The organism is Mucilaginibacter terrenus (assembly GCF_003432065.1).
In the GTDB taxonomy this organism is placed as follows: domain Bacteria; phylum Bacteroidota; class Bacteroidia; order Sphingobacteriales; family Sphingobacteriaceae; genus Mucilaginibacter; species Mucilaginibacter terrenus.
Genome location: NZ_QWDE01000002.1, coordinates 883368 through 898969 on the forward strand (window position 1 = coordinate 883368; position 15602 = coordinate 898969).

General features: G+C 44.7%; 12 protein-coding genes. 6 read left to right on the plus strand and 6 right to left on the minus strand.

Features of this window, described 5'->3' with window-relative positions:
* Positions 1 to 143: 143 nt before the first annotated feature.
* The 3 genes from DYU05_RS14550 to DYU05_RS14560 all read left to right on the plus strand — a co-directional run bounded on the left by DYU05_RS14550 (position 144) and on the right by DYU05_RS14560 (position 4843).
* Positions 144 to 2342 (plus strand): penicillin acylase family protein, encoded by a 2199-nt coding sequence (locus DYU05_RS14550; RefSeq protein ID WP_117383828.1) that lies wholly within the window; start codon positions 144 to 146, stop codon positions 2340 to 2342.
* Between the two features lie 44 nt (positions 2343 to 2386).
* Positions 2387 to 4288: a DUF3857 domain-containing protein gene (locus DYU05_RS14555; RefSeq protein ID WP_133300240.1), complete on the plus strand. Its 1902-nt coding sequence runs from the start codon at positions 2387 to 2389 to the stop codon at positions 4286 to 4288.
* Between the two features lie 69 nt (positions 4289 to 4357).
* On the plus strand, positions 4358 to 4843 hold the full coding sequence (locus tag DYU05_RS14560) for a hypothetical protein (RefSeq protein WP_117383830.1): 486 nt from the start codon (positions 4358 to 4360) through the stop codon (positions 4841 to 4843).
* 72 nt (positions 4844 to 4915) lie between these two features.
* Here the strand turns inward: DYU05_RS14560 and lepB are convergent, their stop codons facing one another.
* Genes lepB through DYU05_RS14585 form a run of 5 tightly spaced genes read right to left on the minus strand, consistent with a single transcriptional unit; the run spans position 4916 to position 9264 of the window.
* Positions 4916 to 6046: a signal peptidase I gene (gene lepB, locus DYU05_RS14565; protein WP_117383831.1), complete on the minus strand. Its 1131-nt coding sequence runs from the start codon at positions 6044 to 6046 to the stop codon at positions 4916 to 4918.
* Positions 6047 to 6080: 34 nt separating this feature from the next.
* Positions 6081 to 6827 carry a 4-hydroxy-tetrahydrodipicolinate reductase gene (dapB, locus tag DYU05_RS14570; RefSeq protein WP_117383832.1) on the minus strand — a complete coding sequence of 249 codons (747 nt, stop codon included), beginning with the start codon at positions 6825 to 6827 and terminating at the stop codon, positions 6081 to 6083.
* A gap of 21 nt (positions 6828 to 6848) precedes the next feature.
* Positions 6849 to 7541, minus strand: a complete 693-nt coding sequence (locus DYU05_RS14575) for a DUF5683 domain-containing protein (protein ID WP_117383833.1) — start codon at positions 7539 to 7541, stop codon at positions 6849 to 6851.
* Between the two features lie 2 nt (positions 7542 to 7543).
* Positions 7544 to 8452 carry a ParB/RepB/Spo0J family partition protein gene (locus DYU05_RS14580; RefSeq protein ID WP_117383834.1) on the minus strand — a complete coding sequence of 303 codons (909 nt, stop codon included), beginning with the start codon at positions 8450 to 8452 and terminating at the stop codon, positions 7544 to 7546.
* An 8-nt stretch (positions 8453 to 8460) separates the two neighbouring features.
* On the minus strand, positions 8461 to 9264 hold the full coding sequence (locus DYU05_RS14585; protein ID WP_117383835.1) for a ParA family protein: 804 nt from the start codon (positions 9262 to 9264) through the stop codon (positions 8461 to 8463).
* A 241-nt stretch (positions 9265 to 9505) separates the two neighbouring features.
* On the opposite strand from DYU05_RS14585, the gene DYU05_RS14590 reads away from it, so the two are divergent.
* Positions 9506 to 10027 carry an NADPH-dependent FMN reductase gene (locus tag DYU05_RS14590; RefSeq protein WP_117383836.1) on the plus strand — a complete coding sequence of 174 codons (522 nt, stop codon included), beginning with the start codon at positions 9506 to 9508 and terminating at the stop codon, positions 10025 to 10027.
* 7 nt (positions 10028 to 10034) lie between these two features.
* Here the strand turns inward: DYU05_RS14590 and DYU05_RS14595 are convergent, their stop codons facing one another.
* A complete protein-coding gene (locus DYU05_RS14595; RefSeq protein ID WP_117383837.1) occupies positions 10035 to 12014 on the minus strand; it encodes a gliding motility-associated C-terminal domain-containing protein in 1980 nt (659 codons plus the stop codon).
* A 124-nt stretch (positions 12015 to 12138) separates the two neighbouring features.
* On the opposite strand from DYU05_RS14595, the gene DYU05_RS14600 reads away from it, so the two are divergent.
* Both DYU05_RS14600 and DYU05_RS14605 read left to right on the plus strand, forming a co-directional pair.
* On the plus strand, positions 12139 to 13458 hold the full coding sequence (locus DYU05_RS14600; protein ID WP_117383838.1) for a PQQ-dependent sugar dehydrogenase: 1320 nt from the start codon (positions 12139 to 12141) through the stop codon (positions 13456 to 13458).
* Positions 13459 to 13523: 65 nt separating this feature from the next.
* Positions 13524 to 15602 carry a TonB-dependent receptor gene (locus tag DYU05_RS14605; RefSeq protein WP_117383839.1) on the plus strand — a complete coding sequence of 693 codons (2079 nt, stop codon included), beginning with the start codon at positions 13524 to 13526 and terminating at the stop codon, positions 15600 to 15602.

The following is a 15602-nucleotide window of genomic DNA, read 5'->3' on the forward strand; positions in this document are numbered from 1 at the left end:
ACTTGATTGTTTTTAAGTACAATTATTGAACTGTCAAATATACATTAATAATTAATTTTCTTATACGCCTTGGATAAAAGCAGGTAAGATTTAACATTTTTAGCATTTATTATTAATTTACGTCTACATACATCTGTAAGCATATGCCGTTTACCAAAAAGTGGTTAGTTCTCATAATAATTTCTCTGCCTTTTACAGTCATAGCCCAAAAATTTACTTCGCAGGAGATCATTCGCTATAAAAAGCAGGCGGAGGCGGTAAATATTATACGCGATAATTACGGAACACCCCATATTTATGCTAGAAGCGATGCGGGCGTGGTGTTTGGGCTGATGTACACGCAATGTGAGGAAAACTTTAAAGGCATCGAACGTAATTACTTGTATCAGCTTGGGCGGCAAAGCGAAGCAGATGGCGAAGGGGTGCTGTACACCGATCTGCAACTGCAAATGATAGCGGATAGTGCAGATGCAATAAAGGACTATAATGCCAGTAACCCTGCATTTAAAAAATTGCTGGATGCCTTTGCCGATGGCGTGAATTATTACCTGTATAAACATCCGGAAGTAAAACCGCTTGTATTTAAGAAGTTTAAACCATGGTTTGCCCTGATGTTTACCGACGGGAGCGTGGCTGCTACAGAAACCGGGGATATATCTCCAAAAGAAACACAAGCATTTTATAATGATGGCGGCAACAACACCGGAGTTTTAAGTAATCCGTACAGCTTAACACATGCAAACCGCGATCGCGAAATAGGTTCTAATGGTTTTGCTATATCTCCTAAGCGTTCGGCAACCGGGCATGCCATGCTGTACATTAACCCGCATGTGCCGTTTTATTTCCGCAGCGAAGTAGGTTTGGAGAGTGAGGAAGGCTTGCATGCCTATGGCGCGGTCACCTGGGGACAGTTCTTTGTTTACCAGGGTTTTAACCAGCATTGCGGTTGGATGCACACCAGCAGCTATGCAGATGTTGGGGATGTTTACATGGAGAAAGTGCAAAAGCAGGATGGCAAGTGGTTTTACGAGTATGACGGAAAACTAATGCCCGTAACAGAAAGAAAGCTCGAGCTAAGTTTCAAAAATGGCAATCAGCTTCAGCATAAAACAATAACAGCCTATTACACGCACCACGGGCCTGTGCTTGCCGCGCGAAATGGTAAGTGGCTGGCGCTGCGGCATAATAACCGGTCGTACAAAGCACTGCTCGAGTCGTGGCTCATCACTAAAGCCAATACGTTCGGCCAGTACAAACAGGCCATGTCGCTGCTGGCAAATACCAGTAACAACACCGTTTATGCTGATGACCAGGGGAATACTGCCTTTTGGTACGGAGACTTTATGCCACGCAGGGATAAGGGTATCGATTGGAATGTTCCGGTAGATGGAACCACATCAGCTACCGAATGGAAAGGCTTGCACCCGTTAAATGAGTTGGTGCAGGTAATTAATCCTTCTACAGGGTTTATACAAAATTGCAATTCGTCAATATTCAGTTCGGCCGGTAGCGCCAGTCCCGACAGATCAAAGTTCCCGAGATACATGGCACCCGATGATGAGAACTACCGCGGCATTAACGCGGAAAGGCTGTTCAGCGGAACCGAAAAGCTAACAATTGATGGCTTAATTGCAAAAGGCTACGACCATTACCTGAGTGCCTTTGACGATATGCTGCCTGCCCTGTTCAGCGCGTATGACAAAGCTCCTGATAGCTTAAAAACAAAGCTGGCGGAGCCAGTTGCTTTGCTAAATAACTGGGACAAACGTAGTGCTGCCAATTCGGTAGCAACTACTCTGGCTGTGGAGTGGGGTACTTTATTAATGCGTAACATGTCACCACCCGCACCCGGCGAGAGCAGCTTCCAGGTAAAGCGGGTTAGGGAGATGCTAAAAACCATCTCGCCCGAATTACAGCTGACCTTACTAAGCAAAGTAATGTCTGATTTGCAAAACAGGTACGGAAACTGGAAGATGCAGTGGGGCGATATCAACCGGTATCAGCGCCCGGCAGACGGTATCACGTTTGATGATAAACAAGCCAGCTTGCCGGTTTGGCTAACTGCATCAAACTTCGGGCAATTGCCTTCGTTTCAAAGTAAAATCATGCCCGGCACCCAAAAGCGCTATGGCTTTTCCGGCAATAGCTTTATTGCGGCCGTGGAGTTTGGTCCAACTGTAAAAGCAAAGAGCATTATCACGGGCGGCCATTCGTTTGATGCAGCCTCGCCAAACTTTACCGACCAGGCAAAGGGATATCTTGACGGGAAGTTTAAAGATGTACTGTTCTATAAGCAAGATGTGCTTAAGCACGCGGTGAAAACCTATCATCCCGGATTTTAACGGGCCGCTCTTTTTTCATAGCTTAGTTGGCCAAACCACATCATTTGAAACGTTTTTACTTACTGTTGTTCCTGCTGTACAGTTCCGGCATAACACTTTATGCCCAAAAAGCCGCTTTTGGCCAAATTGATACCGCCGACCTGAAACTAACCTCATGCAGTTTTGAAAAGAATGCCAGCGCTATGGTATTGTTTAACACCGCCAAAGCAAGTTATACCAAATATGATGGCATTGATATGGAGGTACACCGCCGCGTAAAGGTGTTTAACGAACAAGGCACTGTAACGGCTAACGTTAAGTTGCAGTACTACAGCGGCGGCCATAATGAGGATATAAAGAACATACAAGTAATATCCCTAAACCTTGTAGACGGTAAAATTGCGATAACGCCGCTTGATCCCAAACTTATCTACGTGCAAAAAGTGGATAAAACACAAAAACAGGTGGTGTTTACTGCGCCTGCTGTAAAGGCCGGCTCTGTAATAGACATTAAGTATACGTGGCATACATCGTTGTCATACAACTTTCCCTCCTGGCTTTTTCAGGAACTGATTCCCACGCGTTACAGCGAGTACCAGGCCGAAGTTAAGTATGGCTATAGTTTTAATGTTATTAAAAAAAGCACACAGCCTTTTGTAACAGACACTGCTTACCTGGTAAAAGAGCAGCGCCTGAAGAGACACGTTTACGCAATGTCTAATATACCCGGGTTTAAGTTAGAAGCCTATATGGGTTCTGTTGAAGATAACTTGCAAGGTGTATATTTTAAACCGGCTCAATCTGAGATGGATTGGAACATGATTGGTTTAAGGTTATTATTAACCACGGATTTTGGTGGACAGTGGAACTTACCCTTAAAAGGCGAAAAAGATATCATAAACGAAGCCAAAGTTTTAAAAACAGATGAAGATAAAATTGCCTACATCTTTAACACGGTTAAAAACACTGTAAGGTGGAATGAAACCGATCTTGCTTATTCAGAAAAAGGAATTCCTGCAGCATGGGCTTTACATACCGGGAATTCTACTGAAATAAATTTGATGCTGTACCGGTTGCTTATGCAAAGCGGAGTTAAGCCAACACTGCTGATGCTAGGCACCCGCGACCATGGTGAGATTGAATTTAATAACCCGAGTTTTGACAGGCTGAATAAAACGGTGGTAAGGGTACCGATAGATTCGTTGCAGTATTATGTGTTAGACGCGAGCGGCAAGTATAATACCTATAACAGCACTCCTTATGATTTGCTTGGTATTAACATGCTTACAATAGATCCGGACAAGAAGGACTTTCAAATAGTAAAACTAAAAACCGCTTTACCATCAACAGAGATAGTATTGGTAGATGCATCATTAAATCCAACAGGTAAAATGGATGGCAGTGTACAGGTAGCCAGTTCTAATTACAAGCGGATAAGCAAGCTGGAAGTTTATGATAAAATTGGCGAAAAGAAATATTTAGAAGCCATTAAAGATGACAACAATAACCTGCAGCTAAGCGACTTTAAATTTAGCAACCTGGAGGCAGACACCTTGCCGCTAAGAGAGGACTTTAACTTTAAGCTGGAACTTACGGGCAGTGATGACAACTATATATACTTTAGCCCTAACCTTTTTACCGGGATTGGTGCAAATCCATTTCTAAGTGAATCCAGGCTGGCAGATGTAGATTTTATATTTCCATCTACTTATTCTATAAACGGCAATTACAAGCTTCCTGTGGGCTTTAAAATAGATGCTTTACCAAAATCAACTATCTTATCAATGCCTGACCAAAGCGTAACTTTTAAACGTACAACCGGCGAAAACAATGGTGCAGTAGTAATACACTATGTAATTATCTTTAGAAAAACGAAATATACCCGCGATGAATATCCCGCTTTGCGCCAGTTTTTCAAGACCATGTATGAAATGCTTAACGAACAGGTAGTACTTAAGAAAGGGTAAATGAGTATTCTTCACAGCTATAACGCTTGTATTACAGTCGATTAAAAATCATTTATATTTGTGTGATAAATGAAAAAGTACCTATTAATACTATTGCTGATAAGCTCGGGTGCAATTGCCCGTGCGCAGGCTATAAGTTTTTACGATCTTACTAATCTGGCCAATCTTTCTAATGGGGAAGCGCATAACTACCTGACATTAGGGAAGGTTTTTAAGCACTTGTACCTGGAAGAAAAAGATGGCAAGAAGCTGGAGCGTTTCCGCTCAGTAAACCCAAAGCAAAAGGAGCAAACTGTTACTATAGGTGTGAATACCGTATTGTCAAGCGGAGGCGTTTTACGAACAGTAACCTATACTACGCGGGACCCGCAGCACATTTACAACCTGATAGCGCAGGCAAAAAGAAACCGTATGGAAATGCGTTTCGAGGGGGCAGATGCGGATAACAACATCTACATTTTTGATAATGATTTTTACCACGTAGCTATGTATGTGAGCAATAAGCACGGCAATGGCCTTATACGTGTAGATCAAAAGGAATTCGTAGCTTACTAATCAAAATATAAGAAAGTAAAAGGCCCGCCTCGATTTAACGTAGCGGGCCTTTTTACTTTAACAGGCTGCTTGTTAATTTACGCCCCTGAATATGCGGCTCCAGCGTATTTTGCTAAAGAATGATCCGTTATCGTCCCAGCTCATCCATATGAACAGCGCCTTGCCCACCACATGATCTTCCGGAACAAAGCCCCAGTAGCGTGAGTCGGCAGAATCGTGGCGGTTATCACCCATCATCCAGTAGTAGTTCATTTTAAAAGTATAGCTGTCGGCTTTGGCACCGTTTATAAATACCTCATTGTTTTTTATCTCCAGCTTATTACCCTCGTATACCTCAATAGCACGTCCGTAAATCGGCAGCGTAAGGCTATCCAGCTTAACTGTCCAGCCTTTTTTAGGGATGATTATAGGCCCGTAGTTATCCACGTTCCATTTAAAGTCCTTATTAGCAGGATTAAGCTTGTATTTTGGGTATGCAGCGGGGAATACCGGATTAAGCGGATCGGCGTAGCCACGCGGCTTAATGTTTGGAGTTATAGATTTTACGTTTGAGAACGACTTTAACTTAGCGGCAGAAGCCTTGGTCATTGTTGGGTAAGGGATGTTCTCGTAGTTGGATACCTGCAACTCGTCGTATACCTCAGGGTTAAGGTCGGTACCGTTTGTAGTAATACTATAATCGGTTTGTTCGCCCGGCGGGTTTGGAGCAGGTTTGCCGTTAACATATACCTGCGCGTTCAAAAGCGCAAGTGTATCACCGGGCGCGCCCTGGCAGCGTTTGATATAGTTCTCGCGTTTATCAACGGGACGGTAGTAGGGCGAGTCGGCCTCCATGGGATAATTAAATACAACCACATCGCCCTTTTTAATTTCGCTGAAACCAGGCAGGCGGTAATAAGGTAGTTTCACGCCATCCCAATAAGCCTTGGTACCAATAATGGGCATTGTGTGGTGCGCAAACGGGAAGGATATAGGTGTCATTGGTGTGCGTGCCCCATAATTAACCTTGCTTACAAACAGAAAATCGCCCACCAGTAACGACCGCTCCATAGATGGGGTAGGTATGGTATAGGCTTCTATAAACAGGGTACGTATAAGCGTAGCGGCAACAACGGCAAAAATTATAGCATCCGTCCACTCGCGGGCGGCGCTTTTCTTCTTTTTGTTTTCTTTATCCTTTTTGCTCCAGAATTTCCAGTTCATTATAAAATAATATCAGCAGTAATTTAAATACTTGTTAGTTGAAATTGAACATATCTTCTACCGGGTAGAAGCCTTTTTTATCGTGCAGCCATTCTGCAGCCAGTACAGCACCAAGGGCAAAACCATTGCGGTTATGTGCGGTGTGTTTAAACTCTATACTATCAACTTCCGAGTCGTATATAACAGTATGCGTGCCGGGCACACTTTCTATCCGGTGGCTTTCAATTAATAGCTGGTCTGCCGGGATGTTGCTGTCATCAGCAGTTTCGCCGCCTGTAAGAATATTTATCCAGCCTGCTTTACGCTCCAGGTTTTCGGTAATGCCTTCTGCTATTGTTATCGCGGTTCCGCTTGGCGAATCAAGCTTTTGCGTATGGTGTATCTCTTCTACCTGCACCTCATAGTACGGGTACTTATTCATCAACCTGGCCAGTACCTTGTTTACGTGAAAAAAGATATTTACGCCTACGCTGAAGTTGGTGCCGTATAAAAGCGAGTGGTTTCCTGAAAGGCATTTTTCTTTAATGGTACCAAGCATGTTATGCCAGCCGGTAGTGCCGACTACAACAGGTACATCGGCATCAAGGCAGGCAGTTATATTGTCCAGAACAGTACCCGGGGTACTGAATTCGATCACAGCATCCGCAAGTTGCAGGTTTTCTTTTGTAAGCTCGTGCAGGTTGTTGCTGCTAATTTTCAGTACGATCTCGTGTTGGCGGCTAAGGGCAATCTGTTCAATAATTTTGCCCATTTTGCCGTAGCCTAATAATGCGATCTTCATTTTTTGGCGCTTATTACCTTATTATTTTAGCGTAAAGGTAATTTTTATCCCCGGAATATAACTGCCAAAATTTGAGGCGTAAGTAGGCCCGTTTATAAGGCCCGGTGCAACGCGCATGGAGAGGTCGTTGTCAACCGTATAGGAACTGATGAACTTCGCATCAATATAGGCGTCAATAGTCTGTATGCCCCAAAAAGCCAGGGCGCCCAGTATGCTGAGGTCGCGGTTGCGCAGGTACCCGTCAGATGCATCGGCCAGTGCCTGGTAACCAACCTTGGAGTATAGCTCGTATTCGGCTTTATATTTTACATACAGTGGGTAAAGCGTGGTGCCGGGCGCAGGCACCTCAGCGGTTTTGGCAATTTTAGCAAGCGCCAAAAACTGCTTGTGGTACTTTTGGTTGTAAACAATAGCAGCGCCAAACAAGCCCAAGCCGGTATAAATAAGTGGTACTTTCCAGTATTTACGGTTGTAAACCTGTCCCCAGCCCGGTATAAACAACGAGCGTTTAACGGCCAGACTGGGTATGTGGGTGCTATCGGGGTGGTAAACCTTTTCCTTTTTTATTTTAGGAGCAAAGGAGCTGCGTACGGCAGTATCGCGCTTAACAACTGATGTTGTATCCTTACGTTTTGCAAGCGTATCGGGGTTCTGTGCCATTGCCAGCGATACCATCCCGCAAAAAAATAAAACAGCAAACAGTTGTTTAAGCATAATTACCAATCCAGCATTTCAAGTATACGGCCAAGGTCGTCTTCAGACAGGAACGGTATTTCTATTGATCCATTGCCCTGTGCGTTAACTTTTACCTTAACCTTAGTGCTGAATTTTGAAGCCAGGTCATCCTGAACCTTTTGTATGCGGTAGGGTAGCTGCTCGGGTTGTTTACCTTCTTTCTTTTCCGGGGCGTACTGTATTTCGCGTACCAGCTCTTCTACTTTGCGTACAGACAGCCCTTCTTTAACTATTTTTTGATGTATGTACAGCTGTGTTGCCGGGTTATCTACAGATAACAAAGCTTTGGCATGCCCCATGCTGATCTCGCCATCGCGCAGGGAGATCTGTATGGTCGGCGGCAATTTTAGTAACCTTAAATAGTTGGTAACGGTAGAACGGTTTTTGCTTACGCGGCCGCCAAGTTCTTCCTGCTTTAGCTTCAGCTCGTCTATCATCCGCTGAAAGCTAAGGGCAACTTCAATGGCGTTTAGGTCTTCGCGCTGTATGTTCTCTATCAACGCCATTTCCAGCATTTGCTGGTCATTGGCGGTACGGATGTATGCCGGTATTTGCACAAGCCCTGCCAGTTTGCTGGCGCGCAGCCTGCGCTCGCCGGAGATGAGCTGGTATTTGTGCGCGTTGATGCGCCGTACGGTAATAGGTTGTATCAACCCCTGTAGCTTTATAGAAGCAGCAAGGTCCGAAAGGGCCTGCTCGTCGAACTCTGTACGCGGCTGGAAGGGGTTTACCTCTATCTCGCTCAGCTTAACTTCGCCTATAGAGCCCAAAGCTGAAGATTCGGATAACTGTCCCCCAGTATTATTATTCTTGTTCGGCATAACACTTGCCGAGTCGTTCAATAACGCGCTTAAGCCCTTACCCAGGGCGTTTCTTTTTTCTGCACTCATAGTATAGCTTAGGCGGTTACAGTAGTTGCCAGTTCTTCGTCTTTAACAAGGCCGTTTTTCTTAATAATCTCGCGGGCAAGGTTAAGGTAATTAACAGCGCCTTTACAATTAGCATCGTGCATAATTACAGATATACCAAAACTTGGCGCTTCGCTTAAACGTGTATTGCGTTGGATAATGGTATCAAAAACCATATCCTCAAAGTGTGTTTTAACCTCATCAACTACCTGGTTAGATAGGCGTAGGCGAACATCATACATGGTAAGCAAAATGCCTTCTATAGCTAAAGTAGTGTTAAGACGCGTTTGCACAATTTTGATGGTGTTAAGCAATTTGCCTAAACCTTCAAGCGCGAAGTACTCGCACTGTACCGGTATAATAACAGAATCCGCAGCAGTAAGAGCGTTAATGGTAATCAAGCCCAATGACGGAGAGCAGTCAATTATAATAAAGTCGTACTGATCGCGAACACTATCCAGCACGGCTTTCATTTTAAACTCGCGGCTGGCAAGGTTTATCATTTCAATCTCGGCACCTACCAGGTCAATATGAGCAGGCAGAAGGTCGAGGTTGGGGGTATCTGTCTTTTGTATAGCCTCACGTACATCAATGTCATTAATGATGCACTCGTATATACTGTTCTTAATATTGCGGGGATCGAAACCTATACCTGATGTAGAATTGGCCTGAGGGTCGGCATCAACTAACAAGGTTTTATATTCAAGCACGGCCAAACTTGCAGCCAGGTTTATAGACGATGTTGTTTTCCCGACGCCACCTTTTTGATTGGCTAAAGCAATAATTTTACTCATTCTGTATATTCAAAATAAATTATCCGGTTTATTCAGGAACGAAAAAGCCATGTATAAATTTTTAAGTTTGTACGGTTTTTCTCCGGCGATAAAGATACGTATTTAACCATGCGGATAATCCACAGGAAATGCCAACTTACAAACAATATTGTGAGTAGTATGACGAACAGAAGCAGGTAAGTGGTTTACAATCTTTACTTCTTTTTATCGAACTACCAACTCACTATTCACTACTCACAACATGATCACCATTATATCAGGTACCAATCGTCCAAATAGTTCAACCCTAAAGCTGGCTAAATATTACCAACGAAAGTTTGCCGAAAAAGGTGTAGAAGCCAGGGTCTTCCCGCTAACCGATCTTCCCGATAGCATTGTTGCCACTGACCTTTATGGTAAGCGTAGCAAAGAGTTTGAACCTATACAGCGGATGGTAACAGCAACGGAAAAGTTCTTGTTTATGATACCTGAATACAATGGCAGTTTCCCCGGCGTATTAAAGGTTTTTATTGACGCGTGTGATTTTCCTACAAGCTTTTATGAGAAGAAGGCAGCATTGGTAGGAGTGTCATCCGGCAAGTATGGCAATATCCGCGGGGTAGACCACTTTACCGGCATCTGTAACTATGTGCACCTGCATGTAATGCCGCTTAAAATTCATATAGCAGCCATAAACAAGGAACTGGATGAAGAGGGGAACCTTTTCGCAGCGGATACGGTAAAGTTTACTGATGAGCAGATAGACAAGTTCATCAGGTTTTAAATGCATTTTACCTCACCATCATTACCCACCCGGACCACAATGGTGTGTTATTCCTAAGATCAATTACGTAATAATAAACCCCGGCGGGCAGTTGCTTTCCGTTGTAGCTGCCTGTCCAGGGTTTTGCGTAGCCATTACTTTGATACAGCAGCGTTCCGCTGCGGTTAAATATTTTTACCACAGCTTCAGGATAGGTATATAATTGATTAATGTTCCATACATCGTTTATACCATCTCCATTGGGTGAAAAGGTGTTAGGAATAGTGATCTTTTTATAAACCCTTACAAATACATCATCTGTATATTCGCCGCAGTTGGCAAGCGACTCTACATGCAATGTGTAAATTGTGTTATCAGAAGGATTTACCACAGGCGTGGCGGAAAGCGCATTATCTATGTTGCCTGCTGGTGTCCAATAGTATCGTATGCTATCGCCCGTTATAGTACCGGTAAGCGTAACAGACTCACCTTCCTGTATGGCAACGTCTTTACCTGCATCAGCATGCGGAAGCTTAAGCACGCGTACCGTTACCTCCTGAGTTTCATCGGTACAGGCGCCATTATCAATTTTAACGTGATATGTAGTAGTTTCTGTAGGGGAGGCAATTGGGTTTGGTATGTCGTCCCGGTTTAAGCCTGTTGATGGTGACCATTTATAGTTTATGCCGCCGCCGGCAAGCAACTGTGTAGTGGCTCCGTAACAAATAATGGTGCTGCTGCTAATGCTTGGATTAACTTTAGGCAATACACTTACGTGAGTACTCCCGCCGCGGGTACAGCCCTTATCTGTACTAACAATCACGTTATACGTGCCATTCATGCTGTTATCCGGAGTGTAGCTTACCACCGGAGACTGCTCAGTGGAAGTAAAGCCATTTGGGCCTGTCCAGCTATAAGTGGTGCCGCCCGTAGCTGTAAGCCGCAGTGCGGTACCCTCACAAACTTTTGTTTCCGGCGCTATACCAACTATCGGCAACAAGTTTACATAAATATTAAGCGGTTTTGAGTAAATGCGGCAAGCGAGCGATTTAGAAGGCCCATCCAATATGCCCACCCGGTACTGGTACTTGCCTGCTGCAGGATTAGAGAGTGTAACATCAGCATTATTAGCAGTAGCGCCGGTAATATCTATCCAACCTTTACCGTCGTTCTTATTTACCTGCCATTGATAGTAGGGGTCGTTGTACCCGGTCTGTTTGGATTTTAGATTAAAAGTTTGCGTACCTACGCTGCCCTCACAAAAGTTGAGGTCTGCTGATGCGTCAACACTTCCAAAGCCGGTTTCTATAATTGGACCGCATGGCCGGAAGGTTATGTCATCCAGTATAAGATCGTTTCCGTTTCCGCCGGGAGCATTGTTGATCATTTTAACAACAATGTCTGCCCCGTCTGACGGAGTGGTAAAAAATGTACCGTATTGCCTAAATTTTCCATCGGCAAAATTAGGATTGCTGTATAGTTGTGGTATGTTGCCGGTGTTGTATGGTGGTGCTAATTGCCGGCCATCCACGGTTTCGATAATAAAAGTTATGTTGGGCTGAATGGTTCCTTGCGTTTGCGGGCTGTCGCGCATTACGTTCATTATCCAGGCTGCAAATTCATACGTGGTATTAGGGCAAAGTTGATCACCTTTAACGGTTTGAGTATAGAACAAGCCAGGATCATACGAGGCATTGATAATCATCATATAACCATTACGGTCGCCGGTATGGTCATGCGGAACTATCTCCCAGGTGGCACCAAAACAATTGGCTGTGCCGCTGGCAATGGTATAGCTACCATCGGCAGGGCAGGTGTTAGACACAAAATTGTAAGTGGTTACGTTACGCGGTAATGCCGGGCCATAGGTGCCAAAAGTAGTGCCTGCGCCAAATGTTTCGTTAATAACAGGGTCTCCCAGGCTGCCTGTACAGGTTTGCCCCCGGCTTTGCAGCCAGGGTAAAAGTAACAGGATGAGGATGAGTTTGGCAGATAAACTAGGATGCATTGGTATACTGCTGTAAAGCAGCGGTTTTCAAATTTAACTTTTTTAAGCAGATGTTTAGCTCCAAAATTGCATAGGGCACAATACTTGCTTAATTCTGTCTTTTAGACAACTACTACCAAAATTTATGAAATACAAAGTCTTTCCGGTTATTGCCGCTGCGCTGATTATTTTTAGTTGCGGACAAAATGATAAAAAAGTAAACCACAGCAAAGCCGATGGTGTAAGCACGCCTGAAAAGCAGGCTGTTGATTTACCAGCCCCTTATCAAAGTAAATCTGTAAAAAATTACTGTAAGGTAATTGGCTGGCCTGCGGGTAAAACGCCGGAAGCGCCATCCGGATTTACCGTAAGCCTATTTGCCGACAGCCTCAGGAACCCCAGAAACATTTACATAGCACCTAACGGCGACATATTGGTTTCAGAAGCAAATACCGAAGCTACAGGCATAAAAAAGGTAGGCGCTGCAATAAAAGGGGTTGCTAAATCGCAGAATCTCGGGCAAAGTGCTAACCGCATAACGCTGCTGCGGGACAAGGATGGAGATGGTGTGCCGGAAACTAAGACCGTGTTTTTAGAACATTTAAACCAGCCTTACGGTATGCTGATTTTAGGCAACAGCTTTTATGTGGCCAATACAGACGGTATATGGAAATACCCATATCAGCAAGGGCAAACAAAGATAACGGTACCCGGTAAAATGATCTTGTCATTACCTACGGGTGGGTATAACAACCACTGGACACGTAACCTGCTGGCTAATGCTGACAATACTAAGATATTCGTTTCGGTAGGTTCGGGTACTAACGTGGCAGATCAGGGTATGGAGAACGAAAAACGGCGCGCCAATATTCTGGAAATTAACCCTGATGGCACCGGTGAACGTATTTATGCCAGCGGGCTGAGAAACCCCGTGGGCATGTCGCTGCAGCCGGGCACTAACAGGCTTTATACGGTGGTTAATGAGCGCGACGAACTGGGCGACGAACTAGTACCCGATTATCTTACCGCAGTAAAGGAGGGTGGCTTTTACGGCTGGCCGTGGGCATACTTCGGCAAACACGAGGACCCAAGATTGAAAGTGAAACGCCCTGACATGGTGAGTAAAACCCTCACGCCCGACTTCTCCTTAGGACCGCATACAGCATCTTTGGGTCTCGCCTTTTATAGTGGTAAAAAGTTCCCGTCGCACTATGCTAATGGTGCTTTTATTGGTCAGCACGGTTCATGGAACCGTTCTAAATTATCTGGTTATAAAGTAGGATTTCTGCCGTTCAGCAATAATGCAGCGTGTGAAAAAATGGAGGATTTCCTCACAGGCTTTGTGGCCAATGCTGAAAAGAATGAGGTATACGGTCGTCCTGTTGGTGTTACTGTTGCGAAGGACGGATCGTTACTGGTTGCAGACGATGCAAGCAACCGCATCTGGCGGGTTGCGGCTAAATAATACTTGTGAAATTTTGCGTGAAATAGCCCTTTAGCTAATAAAGGGCTATTTTTGTTGACTATACTATGAACAAACATCTACTTTTTACTTCGGTAATATCGTTCTCTTCCATAATTGCTGTTGCGCAGCAAAAACCCGCACCTGTCAAAACAGATTCTGTAAAGCAACTGCAAACTGTAACTGTAAAGGGTTATTTAAGCGAGCAGCCGGTGCTTAGTGTACCTGCATCGGTAAGTGTGTTGGGTGCTCAGCAATTAAAGCTACAGCCGGATAACTCGTTTGTTACCGCGCTGAATACCATACCAGGAATACGGGCCGAAGAGCGTTCACCGGGCAGTTACCGGCTAAGCATCCGCGGAAGTTTACTACGGTCGCCGTTTGGAGTGAGAGATGTCAAAGTTTATTTCGATGAAATACCACTAACTGATGCCGGCGGCAATACTTACCTGAACGCGATAGACGTCAGCAACGTCAGGCACATCGAGATACTCAAAGGTCCTGATGGTAGTTTATTTGGTGCAAATAGCGGCGGCGTGGCACTGCTCAGCCCGGTGAACCGGCTGGATAGCAGCTACCTTTCGGCAGGTATAAACGGAGGCTCTTATGGCTTGTTCCACCAAAAGGTATCATTGCAAAAAAGCTCTGGTAATAACCGTTTCAATTTTAATCAATCCTATCAACATTATGACGGTTACCGGCAGAATAGCCGCATGTACCGCACCTACCTTCAAGCAGGGGATGCTTACCAATATGCTCCAAAGAGCGAGCTGCGTGCTACCGCTTTATACTCCGACCTTGATTACCAAACGCCGGGAGGGCTAAACTTTGCGCAGTTGCAGGCTAATCCGCGTGCGGCAAGGCTTGCCACTGCCACACTTCCGAGTGCTATCGACCAAAGAATACGCATCAACACTAAAATGCTTTTGGGTGGGTTAGTGAACGACGCGCAATTAGCCGACGGTGTACGAAATGTACTCACCGTTTTTGGTAACCATGTGGATTTTGCCAACCCGTTTATTACCAATTACGAAGAGCGAAACGAAAACACCTACGGTTTGCGCACCTACTTTGGATTTGCAGGCAAAACAAGCGAGAATTTTAGCGGCAAACTAAACGTCGGGATGGAATGGCAGCAAACCAATTCGCTCATTAGTAACTTCAATACCAATAAAGGCGTAAAGGCGGATACGCAACGAGTAGATAAGATCAACACCAATCAGCATTTCTTTTTCGCCCGGTATGCGGCAGACATTTACAAACGCCTCCATGCCGAAGCTGCTGTAAGTTTAAACTATTATCGCTACAAATTCCGCAACAGTTTTCCTTTAAAAGAGAACGACTTTAATGACCGTGATTTCTCGGCACAAGTAATGCCGAGGCTGGCACTTTCATACCAGATCACTAACGATTTTATATGGAGGGCTTCTGTTAGCCGGGGATATTCTACACCTACCACTGCGGAGGTACGGCCAACCAATAATATTGTAAATACCGGCTTACAGGCTCAATATGGCTGGAATTACGAAACAGGTTTCCGGTTGCGCAATAAGGACGAAAGTATGCTGCTGGATGCCTCTGTTTTTTACTATCGCATAAGTAACGCTATTGTTCGCCAGCTAAATCCCGACGAAACAGAGTATTACACCAATGCGGGCGGTACCAAACAGCCAGGGATGGAGCTGTCGTTCACCGATTGGCTTATCCGCAGGAACAATGTAGGCTTCATTCGCGGGCTGCAGTTTAATACAGCAGTGAGCGTAAGCCGTTTTAATTTTAAGGATTATAACGTAGCCGGCAACAATTACTCAGGCAACAGGCTTACGGGCGTACCTCGCGAGGTTATCGTATCATCAATACAGGTTTTACTTCCTCAAAGCTTGTCACTATTTGTTCAGCATAACTATACCTCTAAGATCCCGCTTAATGATGCTAACACGGTTTATGCAAACAAGTATAACCTGTTGCAGGCAAATGCTTCCTGGGCGCATAGAGTTGGTAGGAGCAGGTTAGAGGTTTACTTTGGTGCAGACAACCTGCTGAATGAAAAGTATAGCTTAGGTAATGACCTTAATGCTGTAGGTAACCGTTACTACAACCCTGCACCACCAAGAAATTACTACGCCGGAGTAGGAGTGGAGCTCTAA